The organism is Streptosporangium heterodermiicola, assembly GCF_051390675.1.
Taxonomy (GTDB): Bacteria; Actinomycetota; Actinomycetes; order Streptosporangiales; family Streptosporangiaceae; genus Streptosporangium.
The window spans coordinates 76,887-98,612 of the sequence record NZ_JBPJSR010000025.1 but is presented as its reverse complement, the minus strand read 5'-3'; the positions used below and the strand labels follow the sequence as shown (position 1 = coordinate 98,612).

The window sequence follows — 21,726 nt, the reverse complement described above, 5'->3', positions numbered from 1 at the left end:
GGGAGACGCGACAGGTGAGGCGGGCGGAACCCGGGGTGCCGGAGACGGCCGACCCACAAGGACCGGAGACGGCCGACCCACGAAGACCGGGGAGGGTCAGGCGGGCGGGAGGGCCGGGGGAGCTCGCCTTCTACCCGTGGCTGCTGATCGTCTACCCCCCGATCAGCGACCTCGCGGCGGGGCACGTGCGGCCGGCGCTGCCCGCCGCGCTGGGCGTCGTCACCTTCGCCGCCCTGTACGTGCTGTGCATCCGGCTGTCCTTCCGAGACCGGCGGCGCGCGGCGACCGTGGCGCTGGCCGGGCTGCTGCTGGTGGCCTTCCTGCTGCTGGCGGGGTTCGCGCACAACTGGTTCTACCTCGCGCCGCTGATGACCATCGCCTGCGGGGTCGTGCTGCGCGGCAGGTCCGTCTACCTCCTCCTCACGGCGCTGACGCTCGCGCTGGTCGTGGTGATGTGGCGCGCGGGGGCGAGCTGGTCGAGCATCTCCCTGGCCACCTGGGGCACGGCCACCGGCGGCCTGGTGGTCAGCATCGTCCTGAAGCTGTTCTCCTTGATCGACGAGCTCCAGGAGACCCGCGAGGAGCTGGCCCGCGTCGCGGTGGCCGAGGAGCGGCTGCGCTTCTCCCGCGACCTGCACGACCTGCTCGGGCACACCCTGTCGGTGATGGTGGTCAAGGCGGAGGCCGTGCGGCGGCTCGCCCCCCGCGACGGCGAGGCGGCGGCGCGGCAGGCCGCCGACATCGAGGCCGTCGGCAGGGAGGCGCTGACCGAGGTACGGGCCGCGGTCACCGGCTACCGTGGCCGGGGGCTCGCCGCCGAGCTGGCCTCGGCGCGCACGGCCCTGGCCGACGCGGACATCGCCGCCACCGTCACCGTCACCGACGACCGGCCGGCGCCGGAGGCCGACGCCCTGCTGGGCTGGGCCGTACGGGAGGGGGTGACCAACGTGGTCCGCCACAGCGCCGCCCGCACCTGTGTGATCACCCTGGAGGGAACCATGCTGGAGATCCGCGACGACGGCCGGGGGCGCGGCGGGAGGCCCCCGGGCAACGGCCTGCGCGGCCTGACCGAGCGGGTCGTCGCGCTCGGCGGGACACTGGAGACCCGCGACCGCGACGGCTTCCTGCTGAGGGTGACGCTTCCGTGACCGCTCCCGTGATCAGGGTGCTGCTGGCGGAGGACCAGGGCATGATGCGCAGCGCGCTCGCCCTGCTCCTCGACCTGGAGGACGACATCGAGGTCGTCGCCACGGTCACCCGGGGCGACGAGGTCGTGCCCGTCGCGCTCACCGCGCGCCCCGACGTCGCCCTGCTGGACATCGAGATGCCGGGGAGCAGCGGCCTGGAGGCCGCGGCCGGGCTGCGGGACGGGCTGCCGGGCTGCCGGGTGCTGATCCTGACCACGTTCGGCAGGCCCGGCTACCTGCGGCGGGCGATGGAGGCGGGCGCCGCGGGGTTCCTGGTCAAGGACGGCCCCGTGGAGGAGCTCGCCATGGCGATCCGCCGGGTCCTGGCGGGCGAGAAGGTGATCGACCCCGCGCTGGCCGCCGCCGCGCTGAGCACCGGCGCCAGCCCGCTCACCGACCGCGAGCGGGACGTGCTGGCCGCGGGTGCCGACGGCGCGACGATCTCCGACATCTCCCGGCGGCTGCACCTGTCGGAGAGCACGGTACGCAACTACCTGTCCGCCGCGATCGGCAAGACCGGCACCCGCAACCGCATCGAGGCCGCCCGCACCGCCCGCCACAACGGCTGGCTCTGAGCCCGGCCGCGGTCCCCCGGCTCCCCCGGAGCGGCCCCCGCGAGGAGGGACCGGCCACGGTGCCGGGGCCGAGGGACGAGGGACGAAACCGGCCCCGTGGTCCCCGGAACCCGCCACGGCGGTGGCGAGGTCAGAGGACCGGCCCGAGGCCGGTGACGACCGCGACCGGCTGCCCGGTCACGGCGGCGGCGAAGTTACGGGTGGCGGGGTTAGAGAACCGGCGCGGGGGCCGGGACGGGGTCCGTGGCGTCCTCGGTGAGCCAGTCGCGCATCATCGCGTAGGTCTTCTCCGCGATCAGCTTCTGACCGGCGGCGTTGGGGTGGAAGAAGTCCCACGCGCTGAGGTGGCCGACCGTGAACCGCTGCCTGAACACCTCGCCGCCGTCGAACCGGCAGGCGGGGCCGTACGCCGCGCAGACCCTGGCGAGCGCGGCGTTGTAGCCGGCAACCCGGGCGCGCACGCGGTCGCGGCGCGCCCGGTCGGCCGCCGAGGTCGAGGTGGGCCGCGCCAGCATGGTGGGGCAGATCCGGCCAACCGCCCAGAACCCGCGCGCCACCGGGTTGCCCTTGCCGATCTGCCACAGCCGCTTGATGTCGGGGACGCTCGCCACGAACACCCGGCCGCCGGGCCGCCCGGCCCGGAACAGCGCCAGGGCCTCGGCCACCCGCCTCTCGTAGACGGCCACCGGGGTCATCAGCCGCTCCTCGGACACGCAGGCGTCCTGGGCGCCGATCAGCACCGTCACGTAGTCGGCCCGCCGGCCGATCGCCCGGGTCACCTGCCCGGCGAGGTCGGCGCTGGTGGAGCCGGGGACGGCGAGGTTCACGTTGTGCCCGGTGATCGCCGTGTCCAGGGCGCGCAACCTCACGTACTGGCTCCGGACGCTCTGGTGGTCACCGGTTGACCAGGAGCGCGAGGCGCAGGTGAGGTACCAGCCGCAGGCGTTGAACCCCGCGCTGATGGAGTCGCCGAGCGCGGCCATGACCACCGGCCGCCAGGGTTGCTCCGTCCGGGCGGCTCCGGCCGGGGCCGTCCAGGCGGTCGCGAGGGCGGCCAGCCCTGTGAGTGCTGTCACAGTCGTGCGAAGCATGACACCTCCGCTGAGAGATCGCGTCTGCTTCGGATGTATCACCGCAGGCCAGGACAGTACGGCCCATTGACCGAGTACCTTGGTTTTCTTGACACCGCGTGGCGGGTGTGCTGACGGGAGAACCACCGTCGAACACGTTCAGTTTCCCGCATAGAGTGGCGGGGGTGAGTGTAGCGCTCGGATCGACCCGTCCTCTCTCGGTGACGACCACCCCCGTCGACGACCCCGGCGACCTGTTCGCGCGCCTGCCGGAGACCGCCCCCTACGCCTGGGTCAGGCACGGGGAGGGCCTGGTCGCCTGGGGCGAGGCCATCCGCCTGACCGTGCCGCCCGGCCCTCGGCGTTTCGACTGGGCCCGCGACCGGCTGTCCGACCTCTTCGGCGAGGCGCGCGTCGACGACGACGTGGCGGCCCCCGGCTCGGGACCCGTCGCCTTCGGCTCGTTCACCTTCGACCCGGAGGCCTCCGGCTCGGTCCTCGTCGTCCCCCGGACCATCCTCGCCCGCCGCGACGGCCGCGCCTGGCTGACCACCGTCGGCGAACGGCGGCTCGACGCGGTCACCCCGCTCCGCGCCCCGGGCAGGATCCGGTACGGCGACGGCAGCCTGACCGCGCCCGGGTGGGAGCACGCCGTGGCGAGGGCCGTCCGGCGGATCAGGTCGGGTCACCTGGAGAAGACCGTGCTGGCCCGCGACCTGACCGCCGTCGCGGAGCGGCCGATCGACGTGCGGCTGCTGCTGGCCCGCCTGGCCGACCGCTACCCGGAGTGCTACACCTTCTCCTGCGCCGGGCTGGTCGGCGCCACCCCCGAGCTGCTGGTCCGGCGCACCGGTGAGACCATCGAGTCCCTGGTCCTGGCCGGCACGATCCCGCGGGGCGCCGACCAGGCCGACGACGTGGCGCGCGGCACGGCCCTGTTCACCTCGGAGAAGAACCGCCACGAGCACGCCTGCGCGGTCGCGTCGGTCCGCGAGGCGCTCGACCCGCTCTGCGCCGAGCTGAAGATCCCCGAGGAGCCGGAGCTCCTGGTGCTCTCCAACGTCCAGCACCTGGCCAGCCCGGTGAGCGGGCGGCTGTCGGACGGGGCCTCGGTCCTGGACGTGGTGGCGGCCATGCACCCGACCGCCGCCGTCGGCGGCACCCCGACCGGGGCGGCGCTCGGCGTCATCCGGGAGCTGGAGGGCATGGACCGGGCCGGGTACGCCGGGCCGGTCGGCTGGATCGACGCCCGGGGTGACGGAGAGTGGGGCATCGCGCTGCGCTGCGCCCAGATCGAGGGCTCCAGGGCCCGCCTGTTCGCCGGTTGCGGGATCATGGGCGACTCCGACCCGGCCTCCGAGCTCGCGGAGGCCCAGGCCAAGCTCCGCGTGATGCAGTACGCCCTGGAGGGTTGACCCTCCGTACGGACACGCCCGCGACCAGGCACTTCCCGGCCGGCCTGGTCGCCGGCCAGCGAATGGGCGTACCCTCACAAGGGCAATACATCGGACATTTCCGGCAAGAAAACGATATTTCTCTCTAGATCGGCGTCCTCTCGTCGCCGCACGGCCGGCCAACTCGTCAGGGAGAGGAAAACATGGCACTACTGACCACCACTCGCCTCACGGTGCGTGACTGGAGTCCCGACGACGCCGCCGAGGCCCTCGGTATCTACGGCGTCCCGGAGGTCACCCGGTGGCTGTCGCCCGCGATGACGCAGCTCGACGGCGAGCAGGCGATGCGCGCCACGCTGGAGTCCTGGACCCGCAGCCGCAGCACTTTGACGCCCCCGCTGGGCCGCTGGGCGATCGTCCGCAACTCCGACCAGCGGGTCGTCGGCGGCCTCTCCCTGAGATACCTGCCGCCCGACGAGGAGGACATCGAGATCGGCTGGCAGCTCGCCCCCGACGCCTGGGGGAACGGCTACGCCACCGAGGCCGGCCGCGCCCTGGCCGGGTGGGCGTTCTCCATCGGCGCCCACGAGCTCGTCGCGGTCGTCCGGGTGAACAACAACCGCGGCGCGGGAACGGCCAAGCGCATCGGCATGCAGTGGGTCGGGGAGACGGACAAGTACTACGAGACGCGTCTCAACGTCTATCGTCTCTGGCCCAGCGACCTCTCCCCCGCCGACAAGGACCCCCTCCGCCCCTGAGGCGCCGTTTCCACCCGTCCCCCCGTCGGGCAGGCTTCACGACACCGCGTCATCGTCCAGGAGCGGTGCGGGCAGATATTCGGTACGTCCGGTCCGGCGCGCCCGGAGAGCGGCCGTGAGCCGAGGCGCGGCGGCGCGGTCCACCATCGTGAGGCCGTCCTCGACCGAGACGAACCTGTACTCGTCGAGCTCGTCACGCTGCAGCCTGATCCGATCCTCGCTCAGGACTCCGCAGTCGAACATGAAGTACATGAGCGGTCGGGGCCGATCGTCCCGTGCCGGAACCCAGTCGACGAGCAGCAAGGACCCCACCTTGAGGTTCGCTCCCAGCTCTTCCCGGATCTCGCGGGCGCACCCTTCGTGGGGAAACTCACCGGCGTCGAGCGCCCCACCGGGAAAGAGCCAGAACGGCCGGTAATGGGGTTTGACCAGAAGGATCTGACCCGCCGCGTTGGTGATCCATCCTCCCGTCGCGGCGTACGCCGTCGACAACGAGGCGTACCAGATCTCCGGCGAAACCCACCCCCGACCGGCCATGCCCCGACCCTAACCTCCCGATTCCAAAATCCGGAACAACGGTGATCGGATCGCCTGTGTCTCATCATGACGAGGCGAAATGGCTGTCCGTCCTCCGTGCGCGTGAGGTGAACCGTGGTCGCCGGGCGAACCGCTACACGAAGGCGACGACGGCGTATCGCTCGTCCTGAACGGACCTTCCCCACAGAGCGGGGTCGAGGAGTGGCTCGACGTGCGACGTCTCGACCAGCGGGCGCAGCACCCGTACGAGCCGCTCGGCCTCGACCCCGCCCATCCACGGCATCGCCTCCGACCCAACCGCGTAGGGCTGCTCCTCGCCCGGCTCGGCACTCGCCCAGCGCCCCTCGACGAGCACCAGCCGCCCTCCGGGACGCAGCAGGCCGATCCATCGGCGCAACGCCTCCCGCGGATCGGGCAGGGTCCACAGCAGGTGACGGGAGAGGATCACGTCGAAGGACGTCCCCGCCCGCGCGGGCGGGTCGCTCGCGTCGCCCACCATCGTCACGGCGTCGAAACCGGCCTCCGTGAGCTTGCGCCGAGCCCGCTCGACCATGAGCGGCGCCAGGTCCACCCCGACCGGCCGGTGCCCCTGTTCGGCGAGCACCAGGGACAACGAGCCGGTGCCGCACCCCAGGTCCAGGACATCGGCGGGTGGATCGGGCATCCACCCCCGCAGGCGCTCCGCCCACGCGGCCCCGACCCCCGGATCACGCAGGCCGTGGTCGGCCTCTTCATCGAAGGAAGCGGCGAAGGCATCCCAGAAGGCCACGATCGAAGCACTGTTCTCCGGCATCAGCCGATCATGGCCCATGGCACCGACAAAACGCCTGCCACGCCGAAGCACTCCTCCGTTTCCTCTCCTTCGACGGCGACCACGTTTCCGGCGTCCCCCGCCTCGGCAACCTGTGAACCCGCACCGAAGAGCCCGCCCGTGGATCGTTTTCCGTCCCTTGCGGTTCGTGGGCGCCGACCATGCGGGGTTCCGACCCCTCGGCAAGGCGGGGTACCGATGAGAGCAGGCGAATGGAGAGTTCTAGTCTGGGGAGATGGCATTCATTCCAGGCCACACGTCGGCCGCGGCGGCACTCGCCCTGCTCAGCGTGACCGGCATCGCCGCGGTGACGGTCGCGGCGTCCCCGCCGGTGACCCCCGCTCCGGGCACACCACAGGAGTCTCCGCCGGCGACTCCTGCCCCGGGCGCACCACAGGCGTCCCCGGCGGCGACTCCTGCCCCGGGCGCACCACAGGCGTTCAGCGCCACGGTGACATCGGTGACCCCGGGCCAGCTCCGCTATTCCTGGCGTCGGGGATGCCCGGTAGGACCCGGCGACCTCAGGATGATCAGCATGACCTACTGGGGTTTCGACGGCAGGCCCCACACCGGAAAGATGGTGATCAACAAATCGGCGGCCGGCCAGGTCGTCCCGGTCTTCAGGAAGCTGTACGGGCAGCGCTTTCCCATTCGGCGGATGCAGCCGGTGGAGGTCTACAGGGGCAGCGACGACGCCTCCATGGCGGCGGACAACACCTCGGCCTTCAACTGCCGGCGCGTCGGGACCAGCGGCACCTGGTCGCAACACGCCTACGGCCTGGCAATAGATATCAACACCCGGGAGAACCCCTACATCCATCCTTACCCGGGCGGCACCGTCGACCCCCCGAACGCGAAGGGCTACGTCCGGCGGCCCCTGGACCGGCCAGGAGTCATCAACCCCGGTGACGACGTGGTTCGCGCGTTCAAGAAGATCGGCTGGGTCTGGGGCGGATCATGGTCGACCTCGAAGGACTACCAGCACTTCTCCCAGAACGGACAGTGACGCCTTCGCGCCGAGATCTCCCGGTGCCGTGCCACGGCGGGAGCCACCGGCGGCCGTCTCGACGGCCTGGGAGCGCCGGCCGGTGAGCCCTGGACGGATACGGGCCGGGGCCGACGTCACCGCGCGAACGTGGCCGAGGTCACCGCGCGAACGTGGCCGAGAACGTCCGACGCGAGCCACGCGTTCAACATGAGCAAGGCTCTGACCTGGCCCTCAGCCACCCGAGGCCATACCGAGCACGCCTCTCACCTGGTTAACCTGCACGTATGGACAACGTTGACCGGAGAGCGCCCACGGGCCCGAGAACGGCCTCCCGCGTGAGCGCCGCTCTGTTCGCACTCGTCATGGCCTTCGGCGGGTTTTTCGGTGCCGGTGCCGCCTCCGCCTCCACGGCCGCCGCTCTGCCACCCCCGTCGCCGGGACGGCAGCTCGTCACCGTGACGGCCGACGCCTACCGGAGGAGCACCGCCACCCTGGTCGCCTACACCGCGGAGAACGGCCGCTGGGTGAGGACGTACGGGCCGTGGACGGCGAACGTCGGCGAGAGCGGCATCGCCCCGCCGGGCCAGAAGCGGGAGGGCGACGGGCGCACCCCGTCCGGCACGTACGGGTTCGACTTCATGTTCGGGGCCAAGCCCGATCCCGGGGTGAGGTTCCCGTACCGGCAGGCGCTCTCCCACGACAAGTGGAACGACGATTCCGCCAGTCCCCTCTACAACACATGGGTGGACGCCCGCCACGCCGATCCGGGGGTCACCCCCGAGGACATGCTGAACCCCCCGGCCTACGACTACGGCGCCGTGATCGCCTACAACACCGGGAAGCGCACACCCCACCTGGGTAGCGCGATCTTCCTTCACGTCAGCACCGGCGGGCCCACCAGTGGCTGCGTCAGCCTGCCGGTCGACAAGCTGCTGAAGGTGCTGCGCTGGATGGATCCGAAGCATTCCCCGCAGATGGACATCAGGGTCGCCTGACCGAGGAGCGACAAGGAGCGACGGCCTGCCGGAGGGCGGACCCCAAGCTCAGGAGCCGAGATAGCGCAGCACCGCCAGGACGCGGCGGCTGTAGCCGGTGACGTGCAGCAGGCCGAGCTTGTCGAAGATGGCGTTGACGTGTTTCTCGACGGCGCTCTGGGAGACGTGCAGCCGTTCGGCGGTGGAGGCGTTGGTCAGGCCCTGCGCCATGTGGTCGAGCACCTCGCGCTCGCGGGAGGTGAGGCGGCTCAGCGGGTCGGCGTGGGTGGTCCTGGCCAGCAGCTGGCGTACCACCTCCGGGTCGAAGGCCGCTCCCCCGGCGCCGACGCGGTCGAGCGCGTCGAGGAAGTCGGCGACCTGGGCCACCCGGTCCTTGAGCAGGTAGCCCACCCCGTCCACGTCACCGATCATCAGCTCGGTGGCGTAGCGCTTCTCGACGTACTGCGACAGGACCAGCACCCGCGTCCCCGGGTGGCGGCGCCGGATCTCCAGCACCGCCCGCAGTCCCTCGTCGGTGTGGGTCGGCGGCATCCGCACGTCGGCGACCACGACGTCGGGCCGGTGCTCGGCGACCGCGGCGACGAGCGCCTCGCCGTCGCCGACCGCGGCCGGGACCTCGTGGCCCTCCTCGACCAGAAGCCGGACCAGCCCCTCGCGCAGCAGGGTCGAGTCCTCGGCCAGGATCACCCGCACGGCAGCTCCGCGGTGATCGTGGTGGGCCCGCCGGGCGGGCTGTCGACGCCGAGGCGGCCGTCCAGCGCGGCCACCCTCCTGGCCAGGCCGGACAGCCCGCCGCCCGCCGCGCTCGCCCCGCCCACGCCGTCGTCCCGTACTCGCACGACGACCATTGTGTCGCGTTCGCGGACCTCGACGGTGATCGTGGTGGCGCGGGCGTGCTTGGCCGCGTTGGTCACGGCCTCGCTGACCACGAAGTACGACGCCGTCTCCACCGCCATCGGCGGCCGTACGGACAGCTCGCAGACGACCTTGACCGGGACGCCGGAGCGCTCGGCCACCCCGGCCAGCGCGTTGGCGAGCCCGAGGGAGTCCAGTCCCGACGGGTAGACCCGCCAGGCCACCTCGCGGAGCTCGGCCAGTGCCTGCTGCGCCTCCTCGTGGGCCTGTTCGAGCAGTTCGGGCCGTCCCCTGCGTGCCCGTCCGACGAGCATGGACAGCGCCACCAGCCGTTGCTGCAGCCCGTCGTGCAGGTCCCGTTCGATCCTGCGCCGCTCGGAGTCGACGGCCGCCAGCACGCCCGCGCGGCTCTCGGCCAGCTCGGCGATGCGGCGCCGCAGCGCCTCGGTGGGGTCGGGGCCGAGCATGCGCACGGCCAGCCGACGCTCCAGCGCGTGCACCCCCACCAGGCCCGACAGGTGCAGGAACAGCAGGAAGAGGCCCGCCAGGAGAATGTACGCGAACAGTGGCGGGCTCGGTGTCATGCCGTCGAACGGCAGGCCCCTCACCCAGGACCAGGCGAGGAGGACGGCCGTCCCGGCGCCGATGGCGAGCAGGGCGACCACCAGGCCGCCGAGCACGCCCACCGGCACCCTGGCCGCCAGGTAGCGCAGCTCGGGCCCGTCCGGGCGATCCGTGTCGAGGCGGAGGGCGGCGGGATCGAGACGCAGGCGGCGGGCTTCGAGCACGGCCAGCCGCCGGGCCGCCCCCCGCGCGGCCGGGCGACCGGCGAACGGCAGCGTGAGCAGCAGGAAGACGAGGCCGAGCGGGGCGGTGACCGCCCCGAGGACCACCGCGCCCAGCAGCCGCAGCCCCTCAGCGACGGGACGCATGCCGCCCCTCGTACCGCTCGGCCGGTCCCGCGCCCGGTACCCCGAGGTTTTCCGTCAGTCCAGCCAGTCCATCCGACATGTCCCAGAGGCTACAAACGATCGGGGCGTGACCGGAATGAGGTGCGTGGCCGTTTCCGGGCTGTGGAAAACCACACCCCTCAGAAAGCGGGTACGGGGCTCAGCCCACCGGCGGGAGCAGGGCGCCGAGTGCGGCGGTACCGTCGAGGAGGGCTCTCGATCGGGCGTCGACGCTCGCGTCCCGGGCGGCCAGCGTGGTCATCACCTCGTCCCAGCGGCGGGTGCGTCGCAGCTCGGGCATGAGGGCCCGGAGTGAGGCGACGCGATGGCCGGCCATACGCAGCTGGTGGACGATCCGCGCGTCCCGGACGTCGTCGGGGAAGTAGCGTCGCGGCCCTCCCGGGGAGGCCCGCCGGGGCACGACGAGACCTTCCGCGTCCCAGTGCCGCAACGCCGAGGGGCGCACGCCCAGCGCGACGGCGAGCTCGGAGACGCTCATGACGTCCGAGGGGCGTACGTCGCCGATCGACTCCCCGGAGATCGTCGCGGCGGCCTCCCTGGCCAGCCTGAGTTCCCGCCGCTCCGTGTCGAGCCCGGCGTGGGCCGTGTCGAGCAGGGCGAGCAGGTCCGAGGCGGGGTACGCGTGCGCCGCGCGCATGATCCGCCTGGCCTCGACCGGCCCCACGCCGGCGGCGAGAGCCCGATAGGCCAGCGCGGAACGCAGATGCGTCTCGTCGTAGACCCGGTATCCCGTGCCGGTACGCGCCACCGGAGGCAGCACGCCGTCGCGTTCGAGGTTGCGCACCTGCTGGACGGAGCACCCGGCACGCCGTGCGACGTCGGCCGTCCGCATGACGTCCGACTTGCGACTTCTCACCCGTCCACCTGGGCGTTTCCGGGGCGAAGTCTCCACAGGGACATGAATGAAACGCTACAACACATGAGTATCGACGAGATCATCGAATTCCTCGCCGGCCTCGACGGGGTTCTCACCCTCAGGCCGGCACCCGGTGACGGTTCACCCGAGATCAGCTGGGGCGACGCGTTCTTCTACTACGCCCCGGACGGCGAGGTGCCGAAGGCGACCCAGCCCTTCGCGACGATCGTGACGAAGGACTACCCGGAGGACGAGCTGTCACGGCTGGACCGCCCCGGCGCCTTCCGCCTGAACCTCTTCGCCGGGAAGGAGGCCTTCGCCGACTGGACGGGACGGCAGCCGCGCGACGCGGCCACGGGCGAGACCGACCCGAGCGTGGCCGACTCCGTGATGGCGCACCCCGTCTACGGCCCGCTGGGCTGGCTCGCCGTGGTGAACCCGGGGCCGCGGACGGAACCGGCGGTCCGGGAGCTGCTTCGCACGGCCCACGACCTGGCCCGCTCACGCCACCGGCGACGCGCCGGATCGACCTCACCCTGATCCGAGACTCTGATCCGAGAACCTGATCCGAGAACCTGATCCGAGGCTCTGATCCGAGAACCCGCTTTGAGGCTCTGCTTCGAGAACCTGATCTGAGAACCTGCTTCAAGGGCGGCCGGAACCCCGGGGGGCCGGCGACGGTCATCGCGTCCCGGTCTGGCGCTCGGCGACCAGCTGGAAGACGCGCTTGAACTCCGCGTACGCCTCCTCGCCGACCGCCCGCGCGTGCCCGGCCTCCATCTCCACCAGGACGGCGTCCGACCTCACCATGTGATCGCGGCCCAGCTCGGTGGGCACGACGAGCTTGGCCCTGCGGTCGGCGGGGTCCGGCCGCCGTTCCACGTACCCGAGGGCCACCAGTTCGTCCACCAGGTTGCCGATCACCTGCTTGTGCTGGCCCGACCGCGCGGCCAGGTCGGAGGCCCGGCTGCCCTCCACGTCCAGGTAGGCGAGCACGGCCCCGTGCCGTGGCCTGACCCGCGCGTGCCCCATCTCCGACAGCCGGGAGAACAGCTCCTTCTGCAGGCTGAACAGCGTCCGGCCGGACAGGATCCCCAGGTCGGGCCGCTCCCGCTTGCGCTCGCTCCTCGACACCGCGCACCTCCCATTTAGTCACCGATTTTGACTGTCACTAATCCTGACCATATTGTCGCGGTGTGACGACGACAGTGGAAATCACCAGGTTCCGCGTCTCCCCCGAGCACGCGACGGACCTCCTGGCCGCCCGGGACGGGATGATCGCGGACTTCCGGGCCGACCGGGACGGATTCCTGGACGCCAAGCTGGTCCGGCTCTCCGGCGGCGAGTGGCTGGACATCGTGGAGTGGCGCTCTCCCGCCGACTTCGCGGCCTCACGCGCCAAGGGCGGCAACCTGCCGGGAATCCAGGCCTTCTTCGCCCTGATCGACGAGCTCGTTTCCATGGAGGAGGGGACCTCGCGATGACCGTCCCGATCACCGGCGCCGACGGCACCGTCTCCCGAAGAGGTCCCGTGCTCGCCATGGGGCACGGCGGGCGCGCCACGGCCTGACAGGCGTGCCACGGAGACTCGCGGGCGCGTCAGGAGCGGGAAAGGGCCCGCCGTGAGGGGACGGGACCGGCCGGGGTCGAAGGGGACCCCGGGCGCGAGCCCCGCCGTCCTCCGGCGGGCCCTTCGGCGCGTACGCGGCTAGGCGTGGTGCTTGCCCTTGCGCCGGTCGGACAGCCTGACCACGATGAAGACCACCACGGCGAGGATCACGACGGCCAGCACCGCCTTCGACACGACCCCCATGTACCGCTCGACCAGGTCCCACTGCTCACCGAGCAGGAACCCCGCCATCACGAAGGCCGTGTTCCAGATGAGGCTGCCCAGGGTGGTGAGGAGGGTGAAGATCATGATCGGCATGCGCTCGACGCCCGCGGGGATCGAGATGAGGCTGCGGAAGATGGGGATCATCCGGCCGAAGAAGACGGTCTTCCTGCCGTGCCTGGCGAACCAGGCCTCGGTCCTCTCGATGTCGGAGACGCTGACCAGCGGCAGCTTGGAGGCGATGAACACCACGCGCTCCCGGCCCAGCAGGGCCCCGACCCCGTACAGCGCCAGCGCGCCGATCACCGATCCCAGGGTCGTCCAGAGCACGGCGTCGAACAGCCCCATGTTCCCCTTGCTCGCGGTGAACCCGGCCAGCGGCAGGATCACCTCGCTGGGCAGGGGCGGGAACAGGTTCTCGAGTGCGATCGCCAGCCCCGCCCCGGGCGCACCCAGGGTTTCCATAAGGTTGATCGCCCATCCGGCGATCCCGTCGACATTCGGTGAACTCATAGGGACAAGGCTACGGAGAGCTGCGTACGGTGTGGATGCGGAACGCTCTCCGCCTCGTCTGGTGTGCGCCGCAGAGCTCGGCTGCGGAAAACCCCAGCCGCCCGCGGCCCGGCCGTGACGGCCGGCTGTTTCCCGGGATTACCGCACGTCAGCAGGGCATCGCGCGGCCAGGGCGGGGATTGCGGCAGTGCGCGCCTACCCCCTTACGGCCCGGGAACGGGCGGCCGTGACCGCCGATCGGCGCCGCCGCTCCGCGACGAGTGTGACCCATCCCACATTTATCGCCCCCGGGGCCGAGGCGTGTCCGGGGCCTTCGCGGGGAAAGGTCCCCGGTTTCCATCGGAGCCCGGCTCGGGTCGGGCACAGACCCGGGCAGTCAGGCGCGATCCCGCGCGAGCCCGGCTCGGGTCAGGTGCCCCCGGCACGAGCCAGGCGTCCCCGGCCGCGGCGGTCGCTCCGGGCTTCGAGGTCGCCGGCTCGTGCCCCCGGCACGAGCCGGGCATCCCCGAGGCGAGGTCAGGCGCCCCTGAGGTGGATCGCCTCGCCCGGTTCGACTCCGGCCTGGCCCGCGGTCAGCGTGGCGACCCAGCCGGGGAAGCCGGGCAGGTCCCGCTCGCGCACCGCGACGCGGAAGCCGACCTCCTCGCCGTAGACGACCTCCCTGACCTCGTACGGCGAGGCGCGCAGGTCGTTCTCCAGCCGCCCGGCCCTGACGTGGTCCACGGTCACGGTCATCGTCCTGGCGGGCACCATCTCGACCAGTGGCGTGAGGTCCAGCGTCTTGCCGACCGACGAGCCGTACGCGCGGACCAGGCCCCCGGCGCCGAGCTTCACCCCGCCGAAGTAGCGGGTGACCACCGCCACCGCGTCGGCGACGCCCCGGCGCAGCAGGGTCTCCAGCATCGGGGTCCCGGCGGTGCCGCCGGGCTCGCCGTCGTCGTCGGCCCGCTGGACCAGGCGGTCGCCGCCGATCACGTACGCCGAGCAGTTGTGCGTGGCGTCGCCGTACAGCCGCCTGCGGGTGGCGACGAACTCCCTCGCCGCCTCCTCCGAGGAGGCCGGGCCGACCGCGCACAGGAACCGGGAGCGCTTGATCTCGATCTCGTGTTCCGTGGTGTCCTGCGGAGTCAGGTACGGGTCGGCCACCCGGCAAGGCTATCCACCCTCCGGCCGCCCCAGAACGACGCGGTCAGCGGGCCGCCTGGAAGGCGCGGCCCGCGCGGGTGACGGTCCCGTCGTGGCGGAACAGGCCGCTGTTGGGCTCGGTGTTCGAGGAGGGCAGGCCGAACCAGGCGTAGCGCCGCACGTACGGCAGGGAGGCCAGCATCCTGGTGGAGGCGGTGACGAACGCGGCCTGCTGGGCGTCGCTGGCGTAGCGGGTGCCGTTCGAGAAGTCGATCAGGGCGTACTCGGTGAGCCAGATCGGCTTGCGGTAGCGCTTGTACACGTCCTGGACGTACGACCTGAGCTGGTTCACCGCGGGCTGGGTGCGGAAGTCGGCCCCGTACCAGTGCAGCGCGATGAAGTCGACGCGGTAGTCCCGTTCCTCGGCGCCGGTCATGAAGCGGTCCAGCCAGCCGCCCGGGGTGGCGGCGCCGAACGCGACGGAGGGGCTGCTGAGCACGCGTCCCGCGGACATGAGTTTCGGCCAGTGCGACAGCGCCTCCTCCACGCTCATGTTGGCCTGCTGGGGCAGGTCGGGCTCGTTGAAGGCGAGCAGGTAAGGCCCGGCGCTCTTGGCCTGGGCGAGGTTCTCCGGGGTGACGCTGCCCGAACCCCAGATCATCGGGACGAACCCGTCGGCCCTGGGGCCGGTGACGCCCTCGCGGCGCGTGGACCAGGTGTAGTACCAGCTCGCGCCGGACTTCGCGAAGGCCGTGCTGAGGCCGGGCATCTTCCACACGCCCACGCCCTTCCTGGGGGAGCTCGCGACGGCGGCGGGCGGCGTCCGGGTCGGCGTGGGGGTGGAGGTGGCCTTCTTGCGGCTGGGAGTGGGGGACGGGGAGGGCTCGGGCGTGGCGCTCGCCGACTGGGGCGACGGCAGGGGCGGGGGTGAGGGCGGCGGCGAGGCCGTCCGCGTGGGCACGGCGAGCGGCGGGGCGGGCTCGGGCGCGGGGGCCGTGAGCTGCCCGAGGATCAGGACGCCCGTGACGACGACGGCCGCCGCGCCGCCGATCGCGATCGGGGCCGGGGGCAGCGAGGCGAGCAGGCCGGGCCGCGTCGTCTCCAGGGCGTGCGCGCCGTGGGACGCCCCCCAGGTGGTGGCGTGCGCCACCGCCTCGACGGCGGGCGGGACGGCGTTGAGGTGGTGCAGGGCGAAGCCGATGGGCAGGGGCAGCAGCGGCAGCCCGCTGAGCAGCCGGTCGATGGGCAGCAGGCCCGCCGTACGTCCCTGGCAGACGGCGCAGTCGCGGATGTGCCGGGCGAAGCGCTTGCGCCACAGCGGGCTGGGGACGCCGTTCCAGTTCGCGGTGAGGGCGCGCAGCTCGGCGCAGCCGGAGTCGGCGCGCAGCGCCCGCACGATGGTGCGCCCCGTCTGGACCTGCTCCTTCATCCGCTGGACGCGTACGGCGGCGTGGCGCCCCGACAGGCCGAGTGCTCCGGCGAGGTCGGCGCGGCCGAGCTCGCCGGTCTCCTCCAGCCACCACAGGGCGAGGAGCGCCTGGTCGTCGCCGTCCAGCCAGCGGGTGGCCTCGGCGACCTCGCGGCGCTGGTCGGTGAGCCCGAGCCGCAGGATGGTCACGGCGGCGAAGTCGGAGGCGGGGTCGGGCACCTCCTCGGCGGTGTCGAGGTCGGCCCTGCGGTGCTGGGTGGTCCTGCGGTCCTGCTCGTGGTCGCGCACCTGGCGGACGGCGATGGCCACCAGCCAGGACCGGTACGCCTGCGGGTCCCGCAGGTCGGGCAGGGCGCGGACGACCCGCAGGAACGTCTCCTGGACCACGTCGTCGACGTCGGTGTGGCCGTTCAGCGCTCGCCCGACGATGTTGTAGACGAGCGGGAGGGAGTCGGCCACCAGGGCGTCCAGCGCCTGCTGGTCTCCGTCGCGTGCGGCGGCCACCATCGCCGTGTCGGGTCCGCCCCTACCGGTTCCGAGCATCGCACTCCGCTTCCTGTCGTCGTCCACGGTTCGTCGTCCCCGCGCCACGCCGGGCCCGGGCAGGGACGATTCTCTCCATAACTCCTCATGGCGGAAGACCGACGAGCCCCCTCTATGGAGACCGTCAGCAGGTCAGGTGGACAACGAAAATTTTCTCCGCCCTTTTTCTGAGTTTTTGTTGTCGCCCGTCCCTCCGCCGGTCTCCTGTACAGGAGCAGCACACGCCCGGCGCCGGGCGTGACGGCGAAGGAGGCTCGCGACGATGGCACCGGGAAGGCGCGCGGTGACGCTGTCACAGGACTATATGTCCTGTTCAGCACGATTCCACTGTGCACGGCGACGATGTTCGCGCCCCCGTTCCCGCATCTCGTCCGAGCGGTACGGCCTCGCCCTCTCCCCCTCCACCACCGGCGGCGGCCTCCGGACGCCTCCCCCGGCGGGGCGGTCACGGCTCCCCGGCGCCTCCCCCACCGGGCGCCGCCCACCGGCGCGCCGGGCCACGAGCCGGTCCGGCCGGGACGCCGCCGGGCATCACGTCCATCACCTCTCGACCCCCTAAGGACCTCATCCACATGAGTGAGACTGTTCCGAGCACCACGGCCCCGGGTCGCGGACCGGGCAGGCGAGCCCGCTACCTCGCGCTCGCCGGTGCCCTCGCGACCATCCTGGGCGCCTCCCTGGTGAACGGCGTCCTCCCCGCCAGCGCGGCCGACGCCCCGCTGTCGCAGAGTGGCAGGGCCACCGCCTCCTCGTCCGAGAGGGGCGACCTGCCCGCCTCGGCGGCGATCGACGGCGACGAGGACACCCGCTGGTCGAGCGCCTTCAGCGACCCCCAGTGGCTCCAGGTCGACCTGGGCGCGTCCAAGGCGATCGACAAGATCGTGCTGAACTGGGAGAACGCCTACGCCACGGCCTTCACCATCCAGACCTCCGCCGGTGGCGGCGAGTGGAAGACGATCCACACCACGACCGCGGGCAAGGGCGGGGTGCAAACCCTGGACGTCTCGGCCACCGGCCGCTACGTCCGGCTCAACGCCACCAAGCGCTCCTCTCAGTACGGGGTCTCGCTGTGGGAGTTCGAGGTCTACGGGACCGGCTCGGGCACCACCCCCAAGCCGAGCGCCACCCCGACCGGCACGACCACCCCCAAGCCCAGCACGACCCCGAAGCCGAGCACGACCCCCAAGCCCAGCACCACCCCGAAGCCCAGCGCGACGCCGACCGCGCCTTCCGGCGGCGACCTGCCCAAGGGCCCGGTCCCTCCCGGCGCGGTACGGGTGGCGGAGTTCCTCGCCGAGTGCCCCTACACCCACCGGCTGCCCGACGACCCGATCGTGATGCCGGGCCTCGCCGGCGGGTCGCACATGCACAGCTTCTTCGGCAACACCACCACGAACGCCGACTCCGACATCAAGAGCCTGCTGAAGGGCGGGACCACCTGCAGCCCGAAGGCCGACCTCTCCTCGTACTGGGTGCCGACCCTCTACAGCGACGACAAGCCCGTCGAGCCGACCGGCACCACGTTCTACTACCTGGGTGAGGGCATCAAGGACGAGCTGATGGCCCAGACCCGGGCGCTGCCGCTGGGCCTGCGGATCGTGGCCGGCAACGCCAAGGCGACCGGCCCGAGCGACCCCACCAGCAGCTCGCGCTGGTCGTGCCTGCATGCCGGCGAGGTGGGCTCCTCCAAGAACTTCGTCAACTGCCCGGCCGGCAAGATGATGGAGTCCTACCTGGACTTCCCGCACTGCTGGAACGGCAAGGACCTGGACTCGCCCGACCACAAGAGCCACATGTCCTACCCGGTGAACGGCGCCTGCCCGGCCTCGCACCCGGTGATCGTGCCCAAGCTGCGCCAGGTGCTGCGCTACCCGGTCAGCGGTGACCCGGCCAAGTTCCGGCTCTCGTCGGGGCCCGGCTACACCATGCACGCCGACTTCTTCAACGCATGGCCCGAGGCCGAGATGGAGCGCCGCGTGCGCGACTGCATCCGTCCGGTCGTCAAGTGCGGTGCCGACGGCACCCCCTGAGACGGCAGGTGACCGTCTTCGGACGGAAGCGTACCGTCTGACCTGAACGGGGCGAGGCCCGGCATACCGGGCCTCGCCTCACCAAGGGAACGGCGAGCGAAGGAGCGGCATGAAGGCGTCCACGATCGGTGCGTTGGTACTCGTCGTGCTCACCGTCCTGCTGGTCTCGCGATGTGTCGCGGCCGAGCCCCAGACCCATTCGGCCGCGAACCATCCACCGTCGCGAAGCGGCCCCGCCGCGCTCCCCACACCGACCGGAAGCGCGCCGGGCTCCTTCAACGGCACCGACATCGCGTGGCTGCAGCTGATGATCCCGATGACCGAGCAGGCGGTGCGCCTGCTGGAACTGGCCCCGGGCAAGACCTCCGACCCGAAGCTCAGGCGGTTCGCCGAGGAGCACGTCGACGATCGCCGTACGACGCTCCGGGAACTGCGCGACCTGCTGCGGAGGTCCGGAGTGCCGGAGAGCAACGAGCACGAGGGGCATGACATACCGGGCATGGTGATTCCCGACGACTTCGCGGCCCTGAAGCGGGCCGACGGCGCCGCGTTCGACCGGCTCTTCACCAAGGACGCGCGCGAATACCTCACGCAGTCCGTCCTGGTCGCGAAGAGTGAGCAGAAGTCGGGCGCCGACCAGGAGACCAAGGCGTTCGCCGCCGCCATGGAGAAAACCCACGGCGGCCAGCTCACCCGGCTGGAGCCGTGAGAGGCGCCGCCCCCGGCTCCGGCACGCATCCGCGTTCCGGCGCGTACCCGCCCCCCGGCACGCATCGGCATCCCGGCACGGACACGCGCTCCGGCACGCACCCCCATCCCGACGCGCCCCCTCACCCTCACCCCGACACGCGTCCTCACCCCGAAACGCGTCCGCATCCGCATCCGCATCCGGACACGGGTGCACGCTCCGGTGCGGACACACGTTCCGGCACGCGTGCACGCTCCGGTGCGCGCACGCGGCGCAGGGTCCATGCCCGCCCGCCCGTCCGCCGGGCGCGGCCGCCCCTGGTCCTCGCCCTGATCTTCGCCGGAGCCGTCGCGGCGACCGCGACGTGCTGGCCGGACCTGACCTCGATCTCCGGGGTCACCGGGGCACTGGCCTGGGCGGGCAGGCTCACCGGCCTGCTCGCGGGGTACGCCTGCGCCGTCCTGCTGGGGTTGATGGCCCGCGTCCCCGCGCTGGACCGCGGGGTCGGGACCGACCGGCTGGCCCGCTGGCACGCGACGGGCGGCCGTCACACCATCGTCCTGTCGGTGGCCCACATGCTGTTCGCCGTCGCGGCCCACGTGGCCCGGTCCGGCACCGGCGTGCCGGACGCGGTCGCGGGGCTGCTCCTGGACGGCCCGGCCATGCTGGAGGCGGCGGTCGCCCTCCTGCTGCTGATCGGCGTCGCGGTCGTCTCGGTACGCGAGGTGCGGCGCCGGATGCGGTATGAGACCTGGCACTATCTGCACTTCGTCACCTACGTGGCCGTCTTCCTCGGGTTCGGCCACCAGCTCACCGGGCCGGACTTCACCGGCAGCGCCGTCATGAGCGTGTTCTGGTACGCGCTGTACGTGTCCGTCGTCGCCCTGCTGGTCTGGCACCGCTTCCTCATCCCCGTCCACCGCGCCCTGCGCCACGGGCTCCGGGTCGCCGAGGTCCGCCGGGAGTCGTCCTCGGTGGTGTCGGTCTATCTGACCGGCGAGCACCTGGACGAGCTGGGCGCGGAACCCGGCCAGTTCTTCCGGTGGCGGTTCCTCGCCCCCGGCATGTGGTGGACGGCCAACCCCTACTCGCTGTCGGCACCCGCCAGCTCCCGCTTCCTGCGGATCACCGTCAAGGGTGTCGGCGACCACAGCCGGGCGCTGGCCGGGCTGCGGCCAGGCACCCGTGTGTGGGCCGAGGGTCCCTACGGCGCCCTCACCGCCGCGCGGCGCCGCAGGCCGCAGGTGCTGCTGGTGGGCGGGGGCGTGGGCATCAGCCCGCTGCGCGCGCTCTTCGAGACGCTGCCCGGCGAGGTGACCCTCGTCTACATGGCGCGCCGCGACGAGGAGCTGATCCTCCGCCACGAGCTGGACGCCATCGCCGCCGTGCGCGGCGCCACGGTCCACTACACCGTGGACGAGCTGACCGGATCGTCCGGCAAGCGGAACGTGCCGCTGACCGGCCGCGCCCTGCGGACCCTGATCCCCGGGCTGGCCGTCCACGACGTCTATCTGTGCGGCCCCGCCGGGATGACGGTCGCGGCGCGGCAGGCCCTGCGCCGCGCGGGGGTCCCCGGCCGCCGCATCCACGTGGAGTCCTTCGACTTCTAGGCTTCTCGCCAGGTTCGCCGTGACTCGCGGGCGTGTTTCGATGAGTTCGCCCCGGCTCACGGGGGTGGCGGTGTCCCCGGCCCGGCCGGAGGGCCGCCCCGGCTCAGCTCGTGGGCGAGCCGCTCCAGCTCGGCGCCCCCCGCCATCAGGGAGGTGAGCTCCTCGGGGGTGATGTCCGCCTTGGCGTACTCGCCGAGGCTCGTCCCCCGGTTCAGCAGCAGGAAGCGGTCGCCGATCGGGTGGGCGTGGTGCGGGTTGTGGGTGATGAGGACGACGCCCAGGCCCCGGTCGCGTGCCTGGGCGACGTAGCGCAGGACGACTCCGGCCTGCTTGACGCCCAGGGCGGAGGTGGGCTCGTCCAGGATGAGGACGCGGGCGCCGAAGTGGACCGCGCGGGCGATGGCCACGGACTGGCGCTCGCCGCCGGACAGGGTGCCGACGGGCTGGTCGACGTCGCGGATGTCGATGCCCATGGAGCGCAGTTCCTCGCGGACCGTCCGCTTCGCCCTCGCCACGTCGAAGCGGCGCAGCGGCCCCCGGCCGAGGACGGGCTCGGAACCGAGGAAGAAGTTCCGCCAGACCGACATCAGCGGGATCATCGCCAGGTCCTGGTAGACGGTCGCGATGCCCTTGTCGAGCGCGTCACGGGGGCTGGCGAAGGCCGCGGGGGCGCCATCCACCAGGTACGAGCCGGAGTCGGGGGCGTGCATGCCCGACAGGATCTCGATCAGCGTGGACTTTCCCGCGCCGTTGTCACCGAGGACGCAGCACACCTCCCCGGCGCGCACCCGCATGGAGACGTCCCGCAGCGCGATCACGCCGCCGAACGTCTTTCCCACGTCGCGGACCTCCAGCAGCGGCGGGACGCCCGTTCCGCCCTCCGTCACCGCCTCCTCTCCCGGTACGGCCCGGCCTCCCTCCACGACCTCGCGGCCCGTCGCGGTCCCGCCTCCCGATGCG

The 21,726-nt window shown here is 72.3% G+C and carries 22 protein-coding genes; 11 read left to right on the top strand and 11 right to left on the bottom strand.

Features of this window, described 5'->3' with window-relative positions:
* Positions 1–14: 14 nt before the first annotated feature.
* Complete coding sequence (locus ACSC1Q_RS36510) at positions 15–1,148, top strand: sensor histidine kinase (protein WP_436763287.1); 1,134 nt, start codon at positions 15–17, stop codon at positions 1,146–1,148.
* An 8-nt stretch (positions 1,149–1,156) separates the two neighbouring features.
* Complete coding sequence (locus tag ACSC1Q_RS36505) at positions 1,157–1,762, top strand: response regulator (protein ID WP_436763317.1); 606 nt, start codon at positions 1,157–1,159, stop codon at positions 1,760–1,762.
* 209 nt (positions 1,763–1,971) lie between these two features.
* Here ACSC1Q_RS36505 and ACSC1Q_RS36500 read toward each other — a convergent pair whose 3' ends face one another.
* Complete coding sequence (locus tag ACSC1Q_RS36500) at positions 1,972–2,838, bottom strand: GDSL-type esterase/lipase family protein (RefSeq protein WP_436763286.1); 867 nt, start codon at positions 2,836–2,838, stop codon at positions 1,972–1,974.
* Between the two features lie 179 nt (positions 2,839–3,017).
* Here ACSC1Q_RS36500 and ACSC1Q_RS36495 point away from each other — a divergent pair, with 179 nt between their 5' ends.
* Together ACSC1Q_RS36495 and ACSC1Q_RS36490 are read left to right on the top strand one after the other, a co-directional pair.
* Positions 3,018–4,247, top strand: coding sequence for an isochorismate synthase (locus tag ACSC1Q_RS36495; RefSeq protein ID WP_436763285.1), 1,230 nt, complete (start codon positions 3,018–3,020; stop codon positions 4,245–4,247).
* A gap of 182 nt (positions 4,248–4,429) precedes the next feature.
* Positions 4,430–4,984, top strand: a complete 555-nt coding sequence (locus ACSC1Q_RS36490) for a GNAT family N-acetyltransferase (RefSeq protein ID WP_436763284.1) — start codon at positions 4,430–4,432, stop codon at positions 4,982–4,984.
* Between the two features lie 36 nt (positions 4,985–5,020).
* On the opposite strand, the gene ACSC1Q_RS36485 is transcribed toward ACSC1Q_RS36490, so the two are convergent.
* Positions 5,021–5,521, bottom strand: coding sequence for an NUDIX domain-containing protein (locus ACSC1Q_RS36485; RefSeq protein ID WP_436763283.1), 501 nt, complete (start codon positions 5,519–5,521; stop codon positions 5,021–5,023).
* Between the two features lie 133 nt (positions 5,522–5,654).
* On the bottom strand, positions 5,655–6,314 hold the full coding sequence (locus ACSC1Q_RS36480) for a class I SAM-dependent methyltransferase (protein WP_436763282.1): 660 nt from the start codon (positions 6,312–6,314) through the stop codon (positions 5,655–5,657).
* Positions 6,315–6,567: 253 nt separating this feature from the next.
* Between ACSC1Q_RS36480 and ACSC1Q_RS36475 the strand changes: the two genes are divergently transcribed.
* Entirely contained in the window at positions 6,568–7,338 is a 771-nt protein-coding gene (locus ACSC1Q_RS36475; RefSeq protein WP_436763281.1) for a M15 family metallopeptidase, read from the top strand.
* A gap of 317 nt (positions 7,339–7,655) precedes the next feature.
* Positions 7,656–8,315 carry a L,D-transpeptidase family protein gene (locus tag ACSC1Q_RS36470; RefSeq protein ID WP_436763280.1) on the top strand — a complete coding sequence of 220 codons (660 nt, stop codon included), beginning with the start codon at positions 7,656–7,658 and terminating at the stop codon, positions 8,313–8,315.
* Positions 8,316–8,363: 48 nt separating this feature from the next.
* Here the strand turns inward: ACSC1Q_RS36470 and ACSC1Q_RS36465 are convergent, their stop codons facing one another.
* The 3 genes from ACSC1Q_RS36465 to ACSC1Q_RS36455 form a co-directional block, all read right to left on the bottom strand.
* Positions 8,364–9,008: a response regulator transcription factor gene (locus ACSC1Q_RS36465; RefSeq protein ID WP_436763279.1), complete on the bottom strand. Its 645-nt coding sequence runs from the start codon at positions 9,006–9,008 to the stop codon at positions 8,364–8,366.
* Positions 8,999–10,102: a sensor histidine kinase gene (locus ACSC1Q_RS36460; RefSeq protein WP_436763278.1), complete on the bottom strand. Its 1,104-nt coding sequence runs from the start codon at positions 10,100–10,102 to the stop codon at positions 8,999–9,001. The genes ACSC1Q_RS36465 and ACSC1Q_RS36460 overlap by 10 nt, the downstream gene beginning before the upstream one ends.
* Before the next feature lie 178 nt (positions 10,103–10,280).
* The gene (locus ACSC1Q_RS36455) at positions 10,281–10,997 is read right to left on the bottom strand and encodes a MerR family transcriptional regulator (protein ID WP_436763277.1); all 717 of its coding nucleotides are present in this window, start codon (positions 10,995–10,997) and stop codon (positions 10,281–10,283) included.
* A 63-nt stretch (positions 10,998–11,060) separates the two neighbouring features.
* Here ACSC1Q_RS36455 and ACSC1Q_RS36450 point away from each other — a divergent pair, with 63 nt between their 5' ends.
* Positions 11,061–11,537 (top strand): DUF6194 family protein, encoded by a 477-nt coding sequence (locus tag ACSC1Q_RS36450; RefSeq protein ID WP_436763276.1) that lies wholly within the window; start codon positions 11,061–11,063, stop codon positions 11,535–11,537.
* 141 nt (positions 11,538–11,678) lie between these two features.
* Here ACSC1Q_RS36450 and ACSC1Q_RS36445 read toward each other — a convergent pair whose 3' ends face one another.
* Positions 11,679–12,131 (bottom strand): MarR family winged helix-turn-helix transcriptional regulator, encoded by a 453-nt coding sequence (locus tag ACSC1Q_RS36445; protein ID WP_436763275.1) that lies wholly within the window; start codon positions 12,129–12,131, stop codon positions 11,679–11,681.
* 62 nt (positions 12,132–12,193) lie between these two features.
* Between ACSC1Q_RS36445 and ACSC1Q_RS36440 the strand changes: the two genes are divergently transcribed.
* Positions 12,194–12,481, top strand: coding sequence for an antibiotic biosynthesis monooxygenase family protein (locus tag ACSC1Q_RS36440; protein ID WP_436763274.1), 288 nt, complete (start codon positions 12,194–12,196; stop codon positions 12,479–12,481).
* Positions 12,482–12,705: 224 nt separating this feature from the next.
* Here ACSC1Q_RS36440 and ACSC1Q_RS36435 read toward each other — a convergent pair whose 3' ends face one another.
* The 3 genes from ACSC1Q_RS36435 to ACSC1Q_RS36425 form a co-directional block, all read right to left on the bottom strand.
* Positions 12,706–13,341, bottom strand: coding sequence for a DedA family protein (locus tag ACSC1Q_RS36435; protein ID WP_350975059.1), 636 nt, complete (start codon positions 13,339–13,341; stop codon positions 12,706–12,708).
* A gap of 516 nt (positions 13,342–13,857) precedes the next feature.
* The gene (locus tag ACSC1Q_RS36430) at positions 13,858–14,487 is read right to left on the bottom strand and encodes a YigZ family protein (protein ID WP_436763273.1); all 630 of its coding nucleotides are present in this window, start codon (positions 14,485–14,487) and stop codon (positions 13,858–13,860) included.
* 43 nt (positions 14,488–14,530) lie between these two features.
* A complete protein-coding gene (locus tag ACSC1Q_RS36425) occupies positions 14,531–16,438 on the bottom strand; it encodes a sigma-70 family RNA polymerase sigma factor (protein WP_436763272.1) in 1,908 nt (635 codons plus the stop codon).
* 572 nt (positions 16,439–17,010) lie between these two features.
* Here ACSC1Q_RS36425 and ACSC1Q_RS36420 point away from each other — a divergent pair.
* The 3 genes from ACSC1Q_RS36420 to ACSC1Q_RS36410 all read left to right on the top strand — a co-directional run bounded on the left by ACSC1Q_RS36420 (position 17,011) and on the right by ACSC1Q_RS36410 (position 20,766).
* Positions 17,011–18,468 (top strand): DUF1996 domain-containing protein, encoded by a 1,458-nt coding sequence (locus ACSC1Q_RS36420; RefSeq protein WP_436763271.1) that lies wholly within the window; start codon positions 17,011–17,013, stop codon positions 18,466–18,468.
* 109 nt (positions 18,469–18,577) lie between these two features.
* Positions 18,578–19,177, top strand: coding sequence for a DUF305 domain-containing protein (locus ACSC1Q_RS36415; protein ID WP_436763270.1), 600 nt, complete (start codon positions 18,578–18,580; stop codon positions 19,175–19,177).
* Positions 19,174–20,766, top strand: coding sequence for a ferredoxin reductase family protein (locus ACSC1Q_RS36410; protein WP_436763269.1), 1,593 nt, complete (start codon positions 19,174–19,176; stop codon positions 20,764–20,766). Before ACSC1Q_RS36415 ends, ACSC1Q_RS36410 begins: the two co-directional genes overlap by 4 nt.
* A 56-nt stretch (positions 20,767–20,822) precedes the next feature.
* On the opposite strand, the gene ACSC1Q_RS36405 is transcribed toward ACSC1Q_RS36410, so the two are convergent.
* Positions 20,823–21,653 carry an ATP-binding cassette domain-containing protein gene (locus tag ACSC1Q_RS36405; protein ID WP_436763316.1) on the bottom strand — a complete coding sequence of 277 codons (831 nt, stop codon included), beginning with the start codon at positions 21,651–21,653 and terminating at the stop codon, positions 20,823–20,825.
* Positions 21,654–21,726: the final 73 nt, after the last annotated feature.